Consider the following 16867-nt stretch of genomic DNA (forward strand, 5'->3'; position numbering starts at 1 on the left):
ACCGGGTCGCGTAACTCCTTCGCTTATCTCTACTGATCTCTTGCGCTGGCGGTGGAGACCGCCGGCTTGGTATCGCCGAGCGACACCCAGACATTGGGATCGGCCTGCGACTGGCGCTTGACGAAGCGGTAGCCGGTCTCGGTCCAGGCAACGACGCTCTCGTTCTGATTGTCGAGAACGAACTCGCCCTTGTCGGTCTTCACCGTCAGCACCGCGTGTCCTTCGCCCTTCTTGTCGCGCACGACGGTGATGAGCAGGGCCTCGCGCGGCCATCCGGCATCGATCAGCATCTTGCGCTTCAACAGCACGTAGTCTTCACAGTCGCCGTAACCGTCGGTCGGCAGCGACCACTTCTCGATCACGCCCCAGTGGTCCTGGTCGGTCAAAGGCTTGATAGTCTCGTTGACCCAGCGATTGACCTTGGTCAGGTCGCGCCACGCGGTCTGCGACATCACGATGTCGCGCGGCTGCGTCGGCCCGCCCTGACACTGAGCGGTATTCTCTGCACAAAACTCGACCCAGCCGATCGGCGCACGCGTGGTGTCGCCGTGACTCGCGTAGAGCAGACGGCTTTCACCGGCCTGCGCCGCCGCGCTGATCCCGAAGAGCATGGCGGCGATCGCCACTCTCTTCCCCTGTCCTCTGAAGTCCAACATTGCGGCCCCCGTTTCTTGTTGGGACCACATTTCGCATGGAGCTTTTGAGTTGCCGCTAAGTCAACCAAGTCAAGTCGAGACGAATACAAGTAAAAGACGCGGAGATTTCGATCTATACTTGAATAAAATTCGAGTAAAATTGGAGAATACTGGAATTGATTCAAATTGTAGGGATTAACGCGGAAACGCTGGCGGAACTGCAGTTTCAGTGCGCGAACAAGCTGCGCGTTAACCGGCGTGAGGCCGCAACCGGACGCGAAAAAGGCGGCATCCGCATCGCGGAAGCCGCCTTTGAGGCCCAGAAATCAGGGGTTTTGGCGCGCTTTCGCTTTACTGCGCGGTAACGCTCTCTTCGAGTGTCTCGATCGGCTGCGAGTGCAAGAACTCCAGCGCGAAGCCATCTTCGAGGTTTCGGACCACGCGGCCCTGGACCCGGCCGAGCAGAACCGTCGATTTCAGTGGCGGGCGGTTTTCCGCGGCAATGGCGGCGCCGGACAGCGACAGGTCGATGATGCGGCAAGTCATCTTGGTGCCGTCCTCGAGCGTCAGCACCGCGATGGGGTTGCGCGGCACGATGCGGTCGTGGCGGCGGTCCTCCGGCAGGTTGAGGATGTCGCGGTTGGCGAGCCAGGTCAGCTGGGCCGCGAGCTTGTCGCGCTTGCGCGGCGTCGCGCCGACCGTCATTGCGAAGCCGTTGTCGATGATCCGGGTGATCTTGCCCTCGACCCGGCCGATATGGTCGAGATAGGCGACCACGCGGTCGCCGACATTGCCGATGCCGGGCGCGAGCAGCGCAAGCCCGCCGGGCGACATGTTGATCACCTGGCAGGGAAATTCACGGCGATCCGGCAGCATGTAACGGCCGAGCAGGTGAACCTTCACCCGTTGGAAACGCCGACGTTCCTCGGCGGCCGGAAGAAATTTTTTGTTCGCCAACGCCATTTTCACTACCCGACCCCCCGCCCGGGCGGAGTCCGGGACGACCCTAAGGTGCACAGGGTTAATGCCGCGTTATGATTTGGCGCGGCGATGACGCACCGAAACAATGCGTTCAAAAACCCACATCAAGGGCGGGCATGCCAATACCGCCAGTGCGCCGAGGTCGAGCGCGACCGCCGCCGTCCCCACCGATTTGGCCAGCCACCCCGCCACCGCCGGCCCCAGCATCATCGCGCCGTAGAAGAGGGTGTAAAACACGCCCATGCCGATCGCCCTGGTCTCCGGGACGAGCACGCGGGCGGCGAGACTCATGATCGGGCCGGCCGGATGGCCGCCGATCAGGCCGATCAGGACGAGGATGGTGATGACGGCATCCGATCGGCTCAGCCAGGCCAGCAGGGCGGCCACGACGAGGCTTGCCGCAATCGCCAATATAAAGGGCCGCTTGAAGCGATCGGCAAGGTACCCGCCCGCCGGCACCGAAACCACCGATAGCCACATCACGACGCTGATCGCCGAGCCGGCCCCCGCGATGCTCCAGCCGCGCTCGGCGAGCAAGGAGGGGCCGAACGAGAAGATCATGGCGAAGCCGACATTATAGAGGCCCCAGATCATGCCCGCGACGATCACCGCCAGCAGTGCGAGCAGATCGAGCCGGCCTGAGCCGGCCGCGGTGACTGTTGCGCCCGGCGGCGGCTGGTAAAGCGTGATCAGGACGATGCCGATCGCGCTCAGCGCACCAGTCGCTGCGAATACGGCGCCCGCGCCATAGGCGGTGCCGATCGCCGGCAGCACCAGCAGCGAGATCGCAACGCCCGCCGGCCAGGAGTTGACGAAGATCGCCATCGCGGTCGCGATCTCCTTACCCGCGAACCAGTCGGTGCCCATCTTGGTGAGTTGCACCGTCAGCAGCACGCCGCCGGCGCCGCAGACGAGCCGGCCCGCCATCTGCAGGCCCCAGATGTCGGTGGTTGCCATCACGAGGCTACCGGCCGTCATCAGCAGCAGGGCCACGATCGTCGTCGGCTTGTCGCCGAGCGTCCGGCCGATCGCGCCGCCCGGCAGCGCCAGCACCACGCCCGGGGTGAAATAGAGCCCGATCAGGAGGCCGATATCGGCGAGCCCGACGCCGAAGGTCTTTTCCAGCAGCGGTGCGACCGCCGCCACGCTCTGGAACTGGAACGCGATGGTGAGGCGAACGACGAACAGGATCGCAAGAATGCCCCAGCGATTGCGCAATGCCTGATCTCCCCAACCTGCTTTTCGAGCGTGCGGTGGGGAGGGACGAGAGTCAACGGGCTGCTAGCCCGCACCTTGGCGCCACCGCGCATCTCACATACGCTTCACCTCACGCCCGCACCAAACAAACACAACGAACGGGCGGCGAGGAGACAGCATGGACCAGATCCGCATCTGCACCCACGCCGGACCGGGCTCAGAGCCCGTGATCAAAACCGTGCCGTGGCCGAAGGTCGGCCGCAAGGGTGCGCTGATCAAGATCGGCGCGTGCGGCGTCTGCGGCACCGATTTGCATATCCTGAAAGGCCATTGGCCGAAGCCGCTGCCCTGGCCGTTCACGCTCGGCCATGAGATTGGCGGCGTCATCGTCGAATGCGGCGATGAATTCACCGAGGATTTCATGAGCAAGCCGCTCAAGGTCGGATCGAAGGTGATGATCCCGCCGCTGATGCCCTGCGGCCGCTGCTATTATTGCGTCCATTATCCGCAGATCGCCAACAAATGCCTGACGCCGGTCTATTACGGCCGCTATCTCGGCTTCGACAAGGTGCCGCACATGTGGGGCGGCTGGGCCGAATACGTCTATATCGATCTCGACATGCTGCCGGGCACCAAGATCTACAAGCTGCCCGACGATATGTCGCTGCGGCTGGGCGCATTGTCCGAGCCGCTGACCTCCTGCATCCGCGCGTTCAACCGTGCGACCCGCGCCGGCGGCTTCAGCTGGGGCGATACGGTGGTGATCCAGGGCTCGGGCCCGATCGGCATTTTGGCGGTCGCGGCCGCCAGGGAGATGGGGGCAGGGCGCGTCATCTGCCTCGGCGCGCCCGAAGAGCCGCGCCTCAAGCTCGCGCGCGAGTTCGGCGCGGAAGCGACCGTGAACATCGAGGAGATCAAATCGCCGCAAGATCGTATCGCGCGCGTGCGCGAGATCGTCGGTGGCTTCGGCGCCGATCTGGTGATGGATTGCTCGGGCCATCCGACCGCCGGTCCCGAAGGCATCGAGATGCTGCGTGACGGCGGCACCTATGTCGAGATGGGCCAGTTCACCGATGCCGGCTCGATCGAGACCTCCTGGCACCGCATCTGCACCAAGGACCTCAACGTGCTGGGATCCTGGGGCTTCACCGGCAATGACCTGCCGCTCGGCGTCGACATGCTCTACCGCACCCGCGACAAATATCCCTGGCTGAAGATGCAGACGATCTATCCGTTCACGGAAGCGGGGGTCGCGCAGGCCGTGAAGGACGCGATGGCGATGAAGACAGTGAAGTCGACCATCGTGCCTTGGCCGGAATTGGTGGAATAGGCCATGCGGTCCATCCCCCACGATCTCGCGGCATTCCTGGTCGAGGCCAAGCGGCGCACCTATGCGGGCCTCGATGACGACGCGACCGTGGCCATGCCGCTGCTCGCCGGCTCAAAACAGCTCGAGCACCGCGCGCCGCCTTATGCCTATCGCGATATATATTTCGGGATGGGATTTTTCGCCGGGCAGGAGACGGTGTCGCGGGACGATCGCGTCATCTGGTCGATGAGCTATAGCGGCGGCGCCCGCGCGGAGATCGCGGATCGAGACACCTTTGTCGCAATCTACAAGTTCCTGCGCGGGGCGCTGTTGGGCGTGAGCGTCGAAGAGCCCTTTCGGGGACCGCGCCTGTTCGAGCGGGCGGACATGATCTATCGCAACAAGGTCGAAGGCGGGCTCGATCGCTTCCACGGCATCGAGACGATTGCACGGCATGATGGCGCATCGCTCTACGAGCTGCGGTATAGTGGCGGTTTGTTACGATAGATCTGGCGAACCTTCTGGCTCGATGGAGCGCAGCGTAATCCGGGGCCGCCGGACCCGCATTCCGCTTCGCTCCATACGGGCTACGAGCCGGAGTTTGGAATGGCTACGATGAGCAACGAACCAACCAACGAACCAAGCCGCACCCGCTCGCCCTTCAGCGCCATCCGCGCGATCGACTACACCGTCATCTTCGTGCGCGACATGGCGGCGATGCGGCGCTTCTATGAGGGCGTGCTCGCCTTGTCCCTGCTGCGCGAGTTGTCGCCGAACTGGATCGAGTACGGCCTCGGTAGCAACACGCTCGCATTGGCGCGACCAAGCCGGACCGCGGCTGATCCGCCGACGCCGACGGGCAGCGCCTCGCTGCAACTGGCCTTCAGGGTCTCCGCAGCCGAGGTCGATGCGTGCGCTGACGAGCTCGTGCGGCAGGGCGTGGCGCTGCTGTCGCCACCGACGAACCAGCCGTTCGGGCACCGGACGCTGTTCTTCCGGGATCCCGACGGCAATCTTCTGGAGATTTATGCCGAGATCTGAGATGGACGGGACCGAATGCCCAAAAAGTTCCTCAGGGAATCCGCGACTTATTCACGTCACGGTGAAACTAAGGCCAAGGTTCCGGCTTTCAATTGACGGGAGAGTTATCGTGAAGCGAATCCTGAAACCCGTCACCTACATCCTGGCTGCCATCTACTTCCTGGTGGATGCGGTGTTCATGGCCGTGGCGCGGCCGATCTCGGGCTGGCTGGCGCGGCATTTCGAATTCAAGCGGCTGCGTGCCTGGATCAAATCGCTGCCGCCTTATCCGTCGCTCGCGCTGTTTTCCGTGCCTGTTATCATCCTGGAGCCGATCAAGCCGGTGGCCGCATACCTTGTCGCGACCGGTCAGTTTCTCAGCGGTGTGTCGGCATTTGTCGGTTGCGAGCTGCTCAAGCTCGTGCTGGTCGAGCGCCTGTTCCACCTCACCCGTGACAAGCTGATGCGGATTCCGGCATTCGCCTGGGTGTACGGGAAGTTCACCGAGATGAAGACATGGCTGCAGGCCACCGAAGCCTGGCGCGCCATCCGCGCCTTGAGCCGCGCCGCGAAAGACTATGTCGTGCGGCTCAGAACAAGGCTCGCGGGCAGCTTCAGCAGGCTCGTGACGTCAAGGGACTAGAACCGCACCCTCTCTATGCGAGCTTGCGCGCTGCGGCGGTGGCCTTGTCGCCGGTGTCCGGTGTACAATTTTGGCGAGATGGCCGCAAAAGTCCGCCGTTCCAGCCCAAAAGCGCGCCAAAAGCGCCGGGGCTGAGCATCCCGGCCTTGTTCACCCTGTCGCCAAGGCCATGCATCAAAGCCATGGTGATTTGGCTGCTTCTGGCGTAAAGAGCGTCCAAATCAAAATCATCGTGGGTGTGACCGGGCCTTCTGCAGTGACTGCAGCGTCAGGCGCCCCGGCTTTCCGTTCCGCGCCCCGGACCAACCAAGGTTTTCCATCCCGTGTCTTTTCCGGCCCTGACTGCGCCGCTCGCCCGTGCCTTGGCTGAGCGCAATTACGATTCACCGACCCCGGTTCAGCTCGCCGTGCTCGGCGAGGATGCCGTCGACCGCGACCTTCTGGTGTCGGCTCAGACCGGCTCGGGCAAGACCGTCGCGTATGGTTTGGCTATGGCCAAGGATCTGCTCGATGGTGCCGAGCGGTTCGCGCAGGCCGCAGCCCCTCTGGCCCTCATCGTCGCGCCGACCCGCGAGCTCGCCTTGCAGGTCCAGCGCGAGCTGACATGGCTCTACGAGCATGCGCGGGCGCGCGTCGTCTCCTGCGTCGGCGGCATGGACCCGCGCCGCGAGCAGCGCGAGCTGGCCGCGGGCGCCCATATCGTCGTCGGCACGCCCGGCCGCCTGTGCGATCATTTGCGGCGCAACCGTCTCGACATTTCGGAATTGAAGGTCGTCGTGCTCGACGAGGCCGACGAGATGCTCAATCTCGGCTTTCGCGAGGACATGGAGTTCATCCTCAAGACCACCCCGGACACGCGCCGCACCTTGTTGTTCTCGGCGACGTTTCCGCGCGGCATCGTGGCGCTGGCGAAGCAGTATCAGCAGCAGGCGTTCCGGATCGAGGTCGCCGGCGACGAGGGCGGTCACGCCGATATCGAGTACCGCGCCATCCGGGTCGCTCCCGGCGATGTCGAGCATGCGGTCGTCAACGTGCTGCGCTTCTACGAGTCGCCGAGCGCGCTGGTGTTCTGCAACACGCGCGATGCGGTCAGGCATTTGCAGGCGGCGCTGCTGGAGCGCGGTTTTTCCGTGGTCGCTCTCTCCGGTGAGTTGACGCAGAACGAGCGTACCCTGGCGCTCCAGTCGCTCCGGGACGGGCGCGCCCGAATTTGCGTCGCGACCGATGTGGCGGCGCGGGGCATCGACCTGCCGAGCCTCGACCTCGTCATTCACGCCGATCTGCCCAATGACGCGGAGGTCATGCAACATCGCTCAGGCCGCACCGGGCGTGCGGGCCGGAAGGGCGTCAGCGTTCTGCTGGTGCCGCCGATACGACGGCGGCGTGCGGAGGTGCTGCTGAATCTGTCCGGCATCGACGCCGTCTGGGGGACCGCCCCGCAGGCGGATGAGATTCGCAAGCTCGATCATGAGCGCATGAAGGACGTGTTGTTCACCGAGGAGACGACCGCCGACGATCTCGAGCTGGCGAAGGCCTTGCTGGCCGAGCGGTCGGCCGAGGACATCGCCGCAGCACTCGCGCGGCTCTATCGGGCGCGGCTGCCGTCACCTGAAGACATTCTCGATCCCGGCGAGGCGCGTGGCCGGCCGCGCGACGATCGTGGCCGCGACGATCGGACATCGCGCGATCGCACGTCGCGCGACGATCGCACGCCGCGCGACGATCGAAAGCCGCGCGGCGATGACCGCTCCGAGAGGCCCCGACCCAAATCGGGGAAATCGTCGCAGAAGCACGGCATGACAGAGGCTACCGTATGGTTCCGGGCCAACATCGGACGAAGAAAGAACGCGGAAGCGCGCTGGCTCTTGCCGATGATCTGCCGTCGCGGCGGCATCGACAAGGGCGACATCGGCGCCATCAAGATCATGGACACCACGACCGAGTTCGAGATTACCGAGCGGGTTGCGGAATCCTTCGCTGCCAAGATCAAGCGTCCGGACAAGGAAGACAATATCCGCCTCGAGCCGATGACGGGTGCGCCGCAAGCAAAGGCGGCTCCCGAAGAGCGGTTCGAAGCGCCCAGGCGCGAGACCCGAGACAGCGATCATCGCGAACGCCGCGACGATCGCGCGCGCGACGCCGGTGGCTTTAAGCCAGCCGGAAAATCACACGGCGAGCGCGGGCCGAAATTCGAGGATGCTCCTTCTTTCGGAAAGAAAAAGAAGCACAAGAGCAAGCCTGGCCATGCAGAGCCTTCGGTCGCGCCGTGGCCAGCGAAGGGTGCGCCGGGCAAGAAGGCCAAGAAGAAGCACCGCGGCTGAACCCCGGCAGCGTCACGCACGGGGAAGGGGGCTATCGGGTGAGCCCGCGCAGCATGTAGGTCGCGCTCGCGCCATAGGACGAGAGTTTGTCGCGCAGCGCCGCATCCGGTGCAACGCCCTGGAAACCGAGACGCTCCCACAGTGGTTGCGTGCCGTAGACCGAGACCAGCGCAAGCGTTGTGATGCCTGACGATCGCGCCAGCTCTTCGATCTCTGCGAGATAAGCGCGCGCCACGCCGCCGCGGAAGTCGGGCAGCACGGCGACATCGTGCACATAGAGACAGTCTGCAGCATCGGGCAATCGGTCGAGGAACCCGTCGAGCGGCGGAATCTGTTGCTGAATCCAGGGATGCGCGAGGCCGTAGCCTGCGATCTGGTTGCCTGCAGCGAGCACGCAACAGCCGTCCGGATAGAGCCGCATCTTTTCCGCGAATACTTCCGGGCGCTCGGGGAGATCAGGATGGATTCGTGCCGCGATCGCGCTGATCGCGGCGAGGTCTTCAGCGTGCGCGCGGCGCCAATGCGGCTTGCTCATCCCGACTGTTCCGTATCAACCATCGCAATTTATTCCGCCGCGCCGATGTGCGCAGCCAAAAATATCTTTGCGCCATTTTGAGGAATACCGCACGCGGTGCGGCGTCCTACCCATGCGAACCAATTGCATGACAGGAGACACCATGACGACATCTTCGATCCGCCTCGCGCTCACGCTCCTCGCGTCGCTCGCGATGACATCGGCTGCCTTCGCGGCGCCGCCGGCCAAGACCGGCAAGACAGACAAGGGCAACGTGCTCACCGACGCCAAGGGCATGTCGCTGTACACCTTCGACAAGGACATGGAAGGCAAGTCGGCCTGCAATGGACCGTGTGCGACAAACTGGCCGGCGCTGAAAGCCGAGGCCAGCGATGCCGCCGGTGACGGCTACACCATCATCACGCGCGACGACGGCTCCAAGCAGTGGGCCCATAACGGCAAGCCGCTCTACACTTTCGCCAAGGACACCAAGCCCGGCGACGTCACCGGCGATGGTTTCCTGAACGGGGCCTGGCATCTGGCAATGCCGTGAGCGAGTGCGCTTCCGTCGCCACCTAGACGGCGAGGGCTGGCCGAGACGCGAGAAGCATCGTCGTATGCGCGGGTGCCGTGCAACTGCGGCCGGTTGCGCTAGCGGTAGAACGTTCCGGCAGGCTCAAGCGGCTCCCGGGATCGACGCCTCTCGATAGCTCGATAGTTTGCCGGCACTGATCTCAAGTTGGTGCGCAAAATTGTAGCAACTTTAGAGACGCAGGATTCGCTCTGCGCCGCCGCGTCGCACTAATCGAATTATTTCGAATTGAGAGTCAGAAAGCGAACCGAAGCATCGACTTTCGTCGGTCATAGTTGGCTCCGGCGGGGGCGAGAGCGGCATGTCCGCAGCAGCAACCCACCATCGTGAAAGCAGGGGCACTGATGTCCCGGTGCTGTACGCATCTGGACGCGTCGGGGAGTCTTCAATCCATTATCTGGTTTCGCTTGAAAGGATGAAAGCCCGTGAGTGATGTCAATGTGAAAGCCGAAACGAATGCCGCCCCGCTGAATGGGACGGCGAACGGAACTACAGACCTCAAGTTCGACATGCCGTTTTTCAACATCGAGGCGATGCTCGGCGATCTCACCGCGCCGGCGGCAACACGGGCCAAGGCAAATTTCGAGCAGATGAAGACGACTTCCGAGCAGATCACCGCGGCCCTTTGCGACGCCTGTTCGACCAATGCCAGGCGTGCCGCCGATTACGGCACCAAGGTCATCGAGATATCCAATGCCAATACCAGCTCCGTGCTGGAATTTTTCTCCCAGCTTGCGGATGCGAGGTCGTTTGCGGACCTCGTCAGTCTCTCCGCCGCCCACGGTCGCAAGACCTTTGAAGCGGCTTCCGCCCAAAATCGGGAGCTTTGGGATCTGGCCCAGAAGGTCGCGACCGAGACGGCCGAGCCGATCAAGAACAGCTTCAACCGGGTTCTGCACAGGGCTGCTTGAATCGAAGCGACCGGCCACGTGGATCGGCTGGACGAGCGTCTTCGCGAGAAGAGGCGCCGTCCAGCCGAGGACGGTCAGCCTTGCCGCGAGGTGATGCCGAGCTAGAGGGAAGCCAAGATGGGTATGGTGATGATCAAATGCCCGGAAACGGGCAGCGCAATTCCGACAGGCATCGAGATGGATGGCGAAAGATTTCGCTCCAGTACGGTGTTCTTTTCGCGCACCTATTGCCGGATGTGCGCGGCGACGCACGAGTGGTTCGCCCGAGAGGCATGGGTCTATGAATCGGCCTTGGCGAACGGGAGGTCCGGGGGCGGGCAGCCATACCGCGCCGGCGCGGCGTGAAGGAGCCTTGACGCATCCTGCGACACGATCCGATCGATCCTGCGGCTCATCACCTTGTAGCATTCGCAAGCGACGATCTCGAGCCGTCGCTTGTCGATTTCGAGCTGACCGCGCCGATTGGATTTGATGGCCCTTGATGTTCGAAGTGCGCTCACGACGCGCGTGACCGTGGGGCGCCGAACGCCGAGCAATTCCGACAGCGTCTCCTGGGTCAAGGGCAGCACGTCACCGCCGCCCGTCCGGTCGTGAATGTGAAGCAGCCAGCGAGCGAGGCGCGCTTCGACGGAATGCAGCGCGTTGCAGGCCGCGACGTGCAGGAATTGCGTCATCATCGCCCTGGTGACAATCTGAACCGCGCTTGCAATGGCCGGACTGCGTTCGAGCGCTGCTTGGAATCGCGCGGGCGAGATTTGTAGTGCGGTCCCGGCCACGCGGACAACCGCCGTCAGCGGGGATCGGACCGGACCGAGCGCCGTCATGAGCCCGATGACGCCGTCGTTGCCGATCACCGCGGTTGCGGCCGTCTGTCCGTTCGGCAACTCCATGATGAGGGCAATTGCGCCGCTACAGGGGAAGTAGAGGTGTTCGATCCGGTCGGCCGATCGAACGAGGACTGCGTCGTGCTCGATCGGTACTTTTCGCAAATGCGGTGCAAGCAAAGCGAAGTCGGCCGACGGTAACGCAGCTAGCAGGCGATTACCAACTCTGGTCGCGTGCTCCATCACGGGAATCGCCCCTCGACGGACGCTCGACGGCGAGCAAACGCATCGTCACCGGCCGAGCCGCGTTACCGCGAACTCGCTTGGCACGGCAAACGGACAAACGTGGTTCAGCCGGTAAGGTTCCAATGACGGAGCGTAAGCGCCCCTAACGAAGCCCCTCATACACTATCAGCCCGCGTGCGACCTGCAATTTGCGGATCGCGCGCGGCAGCAATTTCTCCGGCTGGTGCAGATAGCGCCACGAGGTGACGGTGAAGGCGGAAAGCGCGCCGCATTCGTCGTCAAACGGCGCAAGCACGCCGGTTACGCTGACCGGCGTGTGCGGGCGAGCGTTGAAGGGCAGCAGCAGCAGCTCGAGATGGGCCTTGCTACCGTCCTCGCGCGTGGCCGTGATGCCGGCAATGGCGCCGAGCGTCTCGTCGGCGACGATGGTCGCGATTTCCTCGATCTCGCTGCGGCAGCCTTCCGTGAACAGCGCGGCGAAGCTCTGGTCCTTGAGATCGAGGCCTGCGAGCGCGCAGACGCGGGTGCCGGCGACGCGGAACGGAAAGCCGAGCTTCGGCTCGCAGGACAGGACGAAGATGTCGCCGAGCAGCTCGCGCACGGCGGCCGGGTCGATATCGGCCCGATCAGGGGCTCGCGCGCTGCCGCGCTTCTTGTCCCAATACGCAAAGAACGCGCGGTTCGACGGATGTTTCATGACTGACGCTTACCCCTCGGCGCAACCTCATGGGACAAACCTGTCCCGCTTCAGTGCACCTGAGATCCCTGTGTTGTTGTGCAGGAGGGGAATTGCAGCGTCCATGCCGCGGGGGCGTTTTTGGCCTCGCGCGGGCCGCCTTTGCGTCGTTAACGTTAAATTAACTATGCGCTTTGCGTTCGTCCCGCGGCTGCTAAGGTGATCGCGGTCGCAAGCCTCGTCGCTTTCTTCCAGGTTCTCGGCGAGGTCTGTACACGGGCGTCAAGCAGTTTGGTCACTGGCCGCGGGGAGGGGTGGGGATACTCCTTGTTCCTCTGCGGCATGATCCGGAAAAGTGCGTAGCGGTTTTCCGGCAAGATCATGCCCAAACAACAACCTAAAGTGCGGTGACGCGCTTTAGGGGCCGGCAAGATCGACACGGATAGGGAGGGCTTTCCCAGGGCTCTCCCTTTTCCTTTTGTGCACTTGCGCAAGCCCGGTAAAGGCGACTATCTCCAAGCTTGTTGCTTCGATCGCGCCTGAAAGCGAAACCGCCTTGGATTCCCCGCCACCATCGTCAGACCAACCGGTCGTCGTCGAAGAGGCCCCGCGCGAGCCGATCCTGACGCTGCCACTCGCGCTGACGGCCTATGTCGTCCTGCTGGCGGCTATCCACCTGCGGGTGCTGTTGCCGCCGGAGCTGGAGAACTGGACCATCGACGTCTTCGGCTTCATCCCGAAGCGCTACGATTCCTCGCTGGTCAATTTGCAATTCGAGGGCGGCGCGGGTGCCAAGGTCTGGACCTTCTTCACCTATTCGCTGTTGCACGCCAATCTCACCCATCTCGCCTTCAACGTGCTGTGGCTGCTGCCGTTCGGCAGCGCGCTGGCGCGGCGCTTCGGCGCGGTGCGCTTCTTTGTGTTCCTGGCTGTGACGGCCGCCGCCGGTGCGCTCGCCCATCTCGTCACCCATGAGCACGCGGTGGTGCCGATGATCGGCGCCTCGGCCTCGGTGTCGGGCGCGATGGCGGCCGCGATCCGGTTCGCCTTCGTGCGGGGCAGCTTCCTGTCGTTCAGCCGTTCGGATGCCGATAGCGCCGCAAAAGTTCCGGCGCTGCCGTTGTTGCAGGCCCTGCGGGACCGGCGCATCGTCGGCTTCCTGGGCGTGTGGTTCGCCCTCAACATCGTCTTCGGCGTCGGCGCCATTGGCGTCGAAAGCGATAGCGCGGGCGTCGCCTGGGAGGCGCATATCGGCGGCTTCTTCGCGGGGCTGTTGCTGTTCGCGCTGTTCGATCCCGTGCCGCGCGTGCGAAAAGATGATGCTGCGGATGCGTCGTCACAGGACATTTCAAGCGGTATTTGAAGCGGCGCTTGCGGCGCGGCCCGAATTCATCCATCATTCCCGGGAAGAATGTTCCGAAGCGACAAGCCCGTAGAGGCGATGCTTCGCGAAGCGCCTGAACGTGAAGCCGGCGCTGAAACTGTTAGTCGAAGACTCACGAACAAGTCCGGACCGCACCAAGCGGACGGATCCGATTCAGGGAGGCGACAATGACGGTACGTACTATTCTCAATACCAAGGGCCACCAGATCGTGAGCGTCGAGCCCGACGCAAAACTGGCTGCCGCGGTCAAGCTGCTCGCCGAGAAAAAGATCGGTGCGGTGCTGGTGATGAACCAGAGCCGGCTCGAGGGCATCCTGTCGGAGCGCGACATCGTGCGCGTGCTCGGTGAGCGCGGTGCGGGCGTGCTGGAAGAGCCGGTGAGCCAGGTCATGACCCGCAAGGTCGTCGCGTGCAAGGAGACCGACACGGTCGCCGAGCTCATGGAGATGATGACCACCGGCAAGTTCCGCCACCTCCCGGTGCTGGACAACAACAAGGTGGTCGGGCTGATCTCGATCGGCGACATCGTCAAGCGCCGGGTCGAGGAATACGAGTCCGAGCAGGAAGCCCTGCGCGACTACATCAAGACGGCCTGAGCCGCCTTACTCGCCGGGCTTACTCCGCCGCCTTGGGCGCGGCACCTTCGGGCGCCGGCGCCAGCACGTCGATCGTCTCCTGGATCGACTCCAGCGCGCGTTCGGCGGCGCGGGTGCCGTGCGCGATCAGCTCCTCGGCACGATGGAAATCGAACCAGCCGTACTGGCCGACCCGAGGCGTGATCAGCAGGTCTGGCGGATCGCCGGCGAGCCGCGCGCGGGTGATGCGGTCCTGCATGATGTTGAAGGCATCCACCATCACCGAGGAGATGCCGGGACGACCGGCACTGCCGAAAAACTCGCGCTTGACGGTTCTCTCCGGCGAGAAGATGCGCGGAAAGCGCCGCTTGGCCGGAATTTCCTCAGTGACTGCAGCAACCGGCGCAGGCATCGCGCCGTGCTGATAGATCGTCGTCGAATGCGTGAAGATGTCGGTGGACAGATTGACCGCGATGACGATTTCGGCACCGAGCGCCCGCGCAGCCGAAACCGGCACCGGATTCACCAGCGCGCCGTCGACCAGCCAGCGGTCGCCGATCATCACGGGCGAGAAGATGCCGGGCAGCGCATAGGAGGCGCGCATCGCCTCGACCAGGCGCCCGCGCGTCAGCCAGATCTCGTGGCCGGTGCGGACCTCGGTCGCGACCGAGGCATACTTCATCGGGAGGTCCTCGATCATGGTCTGGCCGACCGCGTCCGCCAGCCGGCTTGCGAGCTTCTGGCCGCCGATCAGGCCCGAGCCGTCGAGGCGGATGTCGAGATAGCCGAGAATGTTGCGCACGCCCTGCAGGCTGCGCGCCCAGTCTTCCAAAGCGTCGAGCCGGCCGGCCGCGTAAGCGCCGCCGACCGCGGCGCCGATCGAGGTGCCGACCACGACATCGGGCACGATGCCGTTGGCCAGCAGCGTCCTTATGATACCGATATGGGCAAAGCCGCGCGCCGCGCCGCCTCCGAGTGCGAGGCCGATGACCGGCTTGCGAATGCTGCCGAGGCCGACCTTCTCGCCATTTGCTCCGTTCACGCTCCGACCTCTCAAGATGTCCAGCACCGAAACTCTCCTATTCCGGGCCGTCCTCACTCCAGAGTAGGCGCCGCGCTTCCGCTCCGCCAGAAAGAGGGCAAAGCTTGGTTTATAGCGTTAGGGACGCTGGGGGCAGGAGTGTGGCGGAGGCCGATTGCCATTGATCTAATCACGCAGGCGTCAGCCGGGTTCCAAAGAACCTGTATTTCATGGGATTTCAGAGGCTTGAATTTGCCGCGTTTTCGGTGAAAAGCAGGAGACATGACTCTCGGGGGTGACGACATCATCGGATGGCGGCGCGGCGGCAGGCTGCTGCCGGCGCTTGTTCTTGCTGCGTGCCTCGGTTTCCTCGGGCGGAATGCCGCGCAGGCCCAGCTTTTCTCGGACCGGCCGCCGCCGGTGCCCCCGGCTTCGGTGCCCGATCCCGGCGGCGCCGTCAGCCTGGCGCCGCCCTCCGGTCTAGGCGCCGGCCCCCCGAGCCTGCCGCCGACCCTGACGCAGCCGAATACGCCGAGCATGCCGCCGCCCGCGGTGACGACCGTGCCGCCGGCAGCCCCGCTCAATGCGGCCGCGCCCGGGCAGGCTGTGCTGTCGCTGAGTGCCAAATACGGCAAGGACACGCCAGCGATCACCAGTGGCCTGGTGTGGCGGGTGTTTGCCGACCGGCCCGACGAGAACGGCACCTTCAAGCTGATCCGCGAGGATCGCAACCCGGCGCCCAACATCGTGCTGCCGCCGGGCAATTACGTCGTGCACGTCGCCTTCGGCCTCGTCAGCGCGGTGCGTACCGTCAGCCTGAAGGCCGAGACCGATCGCGAATCCTTCGTGCTGCCAGCCGGCGGCCTCCGCATCGAGGGTCGCGTCGGCACCAGCCGGATTCCGCTGAACCAGATCTCGTTCGCGATCTACAAGGGCAGCCAGTTCGAATCCGGCGAGCGCGCCTCGCTGGTGCCGAACGTCGCCGCCGGCGACGTCGTGCTGCTGCCGGAAGGCACCTACTACATCATCTCCAATTACGGCGACGCCAACTCGGTGGTGCGCTCGGACATCCGCGTCCAGGCCGGCAAGCTCACCGACGTCACCATCACCCACCGCGCCGCCGTGATCACGCTCAAGCTCGTCAGCGACAAGGGCGGCGAGGCGCTCGCCAATACCGCCTGGTCGGTGCTGACGCCCGGCGGCGACGTCATCAAGGAATCGATCGGCGCCTTCCCCCGCGTCGTGCTCTCCGAAGGCGAATACCGCGCCATCGCCAAGAACGAAGGCAAGGTCTACGAGCGCGGTTTTAACGTCGTCAACGGCGTCGACGGCGAGGTCGAAGTCGTCGCGCGCTGATCTTTCGCCTCGCCCCGCTTAGCGATTTTCCGCAACATCGTACCGCGCTTCTCATCGAGCGCACGCAAAGCCAATCAGGCGCTGGTCGCCCGGTGAGCGTCCGCTTACCGGGCATTTCCGTCCTGTGTATCGCTGCAAGCGTACCCAAGCTCCGCCGCGGAGGGATAAGAAAACACCGGCGGCATCGGCTTATTCCGGGCTCGGTGCGACTTCGTCATAACGGTGCAAGATACGTATTTCCGATAATCAATTTCATTCGCTTTCCATCCTGCTGGGTTATATGTCGGCTATCCGTCAAAAGGGGGAGGCCGGGGCAGGCTTGTATGCCAGCACCGGCAAGGAGCAGGGGACCAAGCGCGTCGGCATGTTCGAAGTGATCCTCACCAGGCGCAAGCGGTTCGGTTGGCGGTGGCAGGTCTGCGACCAGTCCGGCAAGATATTCGCCGACGGCTTCGAGCGCACGCGGCCGTCCGCCAAATATTATGGCGAGCGCGCGCTGTTCTTCCTGTTGTCGCAGGCTTATTTGCATAACCGTTCTGCGGCTGCGAGCGAGGATTAGAGCGTTAACCGATCAGGTTGCAAGTACCCTGCGGCCACGAAGTAGTTTGTGGATTCTGCGGGCGTGTAGGTGTCGACGATGCGACCAATAGCGTCCCAGAGAC

General features: G+C 64.0%; 19 protein-coding genes. 12 read left to right on the forward strand and 7 right to left on the reverse strand.

From position 1 onward, the window contains the following. Window positions 1–29: 29 nt before the first annotated feature. Window positions 30–656: a transglutaminase-like cysteine peptidase gene (locus ABID58_RS16365; protein ID WP_354033374.1), complete on the reverse strand. Its 627-nt coding sequence runs from the start codon at window positions 654–656 to the stop codon at window positions 30–32. Window positions 657–811: 155 nt separating this feature from the next. Between ABID58_RS16365 and ABID58_RS16370 the strand changes: the two genes are divergently transcribed. After that, window positions 812–1000 (forward strand): hypothetical protein, encoded by a 189-nt coding sequence (locus tag ABID58_RS16370; RefSeq protein ID WP_354033375.1) that lies wholly within the window; start codon window positions 812–814, stop codon window positions 998–1000. Here the strand turns inward: ABID58_RS16370 and ABID58_RS16375 are convergent. Together ABID58_RS16375 and ABID58_RS16380 are read right to left on the reverse strand one after the other, a co-directional pair. Next, window positions 987–1598: a PilZ domain-containing protein gene (locus ABID58_RS16375; RefSeq protein ID WP_354033376.1), complete on the reverse strand. Its 612-nt coding sequence runs from the start codon at window positions 1596–1598 to the stop codon at window positions 987–989. The two genes, ABID58_RS16370 and ABID58_RS16375, sit on opposite strands and share 14 nt — an antisense overlap. Window positions 1599–1667: 69 nt before the next feature. Beyond that, complete coding sequence (locus ABID58_RS16380) at window positions 1668–2834, reverse strand: MFS transporter (RefSeq protein WP_354033377.1); 1167 nt, start codon at window positions 2832–2834, stop codon at window positions 1668–1670. Window positions 2835–2991: 157 nt separating this feature from the next. On the opposite strand from ABID58_RS16380, the gene ABID58_RS16385 reads away from it, so the two are divergent. The 5 genes from ABID58_RS16385 (at window position 2992) to ABID58_RS16405 (ending at window position 8106) form a co-directional block, all read left to right on the forward strand. Next, window positions 2992–4143, forward strand: coding sequence for a zinc-binding dehydrogenase (locus ABID58_RS16385; RefSeq protein WP_354033378.1), 1152 nt, complete (start codon window positions 2992–2994; stop codon window positions 4141–4143). A 3-nt stretch (window positions 4144–4146) separates the two neighbouring features. Beyond that, a complete protein-coding gene (locus tag ABID58_RS16390; protein WP_354033379.1) occupies window positions 4147–4629 on the forward strand; it encodes a DUF5680 domain-containing protein in 483 nt (160 codons plus the stop codon). A 108-nt stretch (window positions 4630–4737) separates the two neighbouring features. Continuing rightward, window positions 4738–5163: a VOC family protein gene (locus ABID58_RS16395; RefSeq protein WP_148752889.1), complete on the forward strand. Its 426-nt coding sequence runs from the start codon at window positions 4738–4740 to the stop codon at window positions 5161–5163. A 109-nt stretch (window positions 5164–5272) separates the two neighbouring features. Continuing rightward, window positions 5273–5785 (forward strand): hypothetical protein, encoded by a 513-nt coding sequence (locus ABID58_RS16400; protein ID WP_148752890.1) that lies wholly within the window; start codon window positions 5273–5275, stop codon window positions 5783–5785. Between the two features lie 323 nt (window positions 5786–6108). Beyond that, complete coding sequence (locus ABID58_RS16405) at window positions 6109–8106, forward strand: DEAD/DEAH box helicase (RefSeq protein ID WP_354033380.1); 1998 nt, start codon at window positions 6109–6111, stop codon at window positions 8104–8106. A 31-nt stretch (window positions 8107–8137) separates the two neighbouring features. Here ABID58_RS16405 and ABID58_RS16410 read toward each other — a convergent pair whose 3' ends face one another. Further along, entirely contained in the window at window positions 8138–8641 is a 504-nt protein-coding gene (locus ABID58_RS16410) for a GNAT family N-acetyltransferase (protein ID WP_354033381.1), read from the reverse strand. Between the two features lie 142 nt (window positions 8642–8783). Here ABID58_RS16410 and ABID58_RS16415 point away from each other — a divergent pair, with 142 nt between their 5' ends. Then, on the forward strand, window positions 8784–9173 hold the full coding sequence (locus tag ABID58_RS16415; protein ID WP_187435029.1) for a COG4315 family predicted lipoprotein: 390 nt from the start codon (window positions 8784–8786) through the stop codon (window positions 9171–9173). A 464-nt stretch (window positions 9174–9637) separates the two neighbouring features. Next, window positions 9638–10123 carry a phasin gene (locus ABID58_RS16420; protein ID WP_354033382.1) on the forward strand — a complete coding sequence of 162 codons (486 nt, stop codon included), beginning with the start codon at window positions 9638–9640 and terminating at the stop codon, window positions 10121–10123. A 278-nt stretch (window positions 10124–10401) separates the two neighbouring features. Here ABID58_RS16420 and ABID58_RS16425 read toward each other — a convergent pair whose 3' ends face one another. Together ABID58_RS16425 and ABID58_RS16430 are read right to left on the reverse strand one after the other, a co-directional pair. Next, window positions 10402–11193 (reverse strand): Crp/Fnr family transcriptional regulator, encoded by a 792-nt coding sequence (locus ABID58_RS16425; RefSeq protein ID WP_148752896.1) that lies wholly within the window; start codon window positions 11191–11193, stop codon window positions 10402–10404. A gap of 142 nt (window positions 11194–11335) precedes the next feature. After that, complete coding sequence (locus ABID58_RS16430) at window positions 11336–11890, reverse strand: PAS domain-containing protein (RefSeq protein ID WP_148752897.1); 555 nt, start codon at window positions 11888–11890, stop codon at window positions 11336–11338. A gap of 535 nt (window positions 11891–12425) precedes the next feature. Between ABID58_RS16430 and ABID58_RS16435 the strand changes: the two genes are divergently transcribed. Both ABID58_RS16435 and ABID58_RS16440 read left to right on the forward strand, forming a co-directional pair. Beyond that, window positions 12426–13232, forward strand: coding sequence for a rhomboid family intramembrane serine protease (locus ABID58_RS16435; protein ID WP_354033383.1), 807 nt, complete (start codon window positions 12426–12428; stop codon window positions 13230–13232). Between the two features lie 188 nt (window positions 13233–13420). After that, entirely contained in the window at window positions 13421–13849 is a 429-nt protein-coding gene (locus ABID58_RS16440; protein ID WP_148750137.1) for a CBS domain-containing protein, read from the forward strand. A gap of 19 nt (window positions 13850–13868) precedes the next feature. Here the strand turns inward: ABID58_RS16440 and ABID58_RS16445 are convergent, their stop codons facing one another. After that, window positions 13869–14897, reverse strand: a complete 1029-nt coding sequence (locus tag ABID58_RS16445; RefSeq protein ID WP_354033384.1) for a patatin-like phospholipase family protein — start codon at window positions 14895–14897, stop codon at window positions 13869–13871. A 234-nt stretch (window positions 14898–15131) separates the two neighbouring features. Between ABID58_RS16445 and ABID58_RS16450 the strand changes: the two genes are divergently transcribed. Both ABID58_RS16450 and ABID58_RS16455 read left to right on the forward strand, forming a co-directional pair. Further along, window positions 15132–16205, forward strand: coding sequence for an RgsD C-terminal domain-containing protein (locus ABID58_RS16450; protein WP_354033385.1), 1074 nt, complete (start codon window positions 15132–15134; stop codon window positions 16203–16205). A 280-nt stretch (window positions 16206–16485) separates the two neighbouring features. Beyond that, on the forward strand, window positions 16486–16764 hold the full coding sequence (locus tag ABID58_RS16455; RefSeq protein WP_430640161.1) for a hypothetical protein: 279 nt from the start codon (window positions 16486–16488) through the stop codon (window positions 16762–16764). Window positions 16765–16867 lie beyond the last annotated feature (103 nt).

The organism is Bradyrhizobium sp. S3.2.6 (assembly GCF_040546885.1).
GTDB classification, from domain to species: domain Bacteria; phylum Pseudomonadota; class Alphaproteobacteria; order Rhizobiales; family Xanthobacteraceae; genus Bradyrhizobium; species Bradyrhizobium cytisi.

What these genes read in the sequence shown, in the direction of transcription:
- ABID58_RS16365 (WP_354033374.1), bottom strand. Translation starts at nt 656, where the DNA reads ATGTTGGACTTCAGAGGACAGGGGAAGAGAGTGGCGATCGCCGCCATG.
- ABID58_RS16375 (WP_354033376.1), bottom strand. Translation starts at nt 1,598, where the DNA reads ATGGCGTTGGCGAACAAAAAATTTCTTCCGGCCGCCGAGGAACGTCGG.
- ABID58_RS16385 (WP_354033378.1), top strand. Translation starts at nt 2,992, where the DNA reads ATGGACCAGATCCGCATCTGCACCCACGCCGGACCGGGCTCAGAGCCC.
- ABID58_RS16390 (WP_354033379.1), top strand. Translation starts at nt 4,147, where the DNA reads ATGCGGTCCATCCCCCACGATCTCGCGGCATTCCTGGTCGAGGCCAAG.
- ABID58_RS16395 (WP_148752889.1), top strand. Translation starts at nt 4,738, where the DNA reads ATGAGCAACGAACCAACCAACGAACCAAGCCGCACCCGCTCGCCCTTC.
- ABID58_RS16410 (WP_354033381.1), bottom strand. Translation starts at nt 8,641, where the DNA reads ATGAGCAAGCCGCATTGGCGCCGCGCGCACGCTGAAGACCTCGCCGCG.
- ABID58_RS16415 (WP_187435029.1), top strand. Translation starts at nt 8,784, where the DNA reads ATGACGACATCTTCGATCCGCCTCGCGCTCACGCTCCTCGCGTCGCTC.
- ABID58_RS16430 (WP_148752897.1), bottom strand. Translation starts at nt 11,890, where the DNA reads ATGAAACATCCGTCGAACCGCGCGTTCTTTGCGTATTGGGACAAGAAG.
- ABID58_RS16440 (WP_148750137.1), top strand. Translation starts at nt 13,421, where the DNA reads ATGACGGTACGTACTATTCTCAATACCAAGGGCCACCAGATCGTGAGC.
- ABID58_RS16450 (WP_354033385.1), top strand. Translation starts at nt 15,132, where the DNA reads ATGACTCTCGGGGGTGACGACATCATCGGATGGCGGCGCGGCGGCAGG.
- ABID58_RS16455 (WP_430640161.1), top strand. Translation starts at nt 16,486, where the DNA reads ATGTCGGCTATCCGTCAAAAGGGGGAGGCCGGGGCAGGCTTGTATGCC.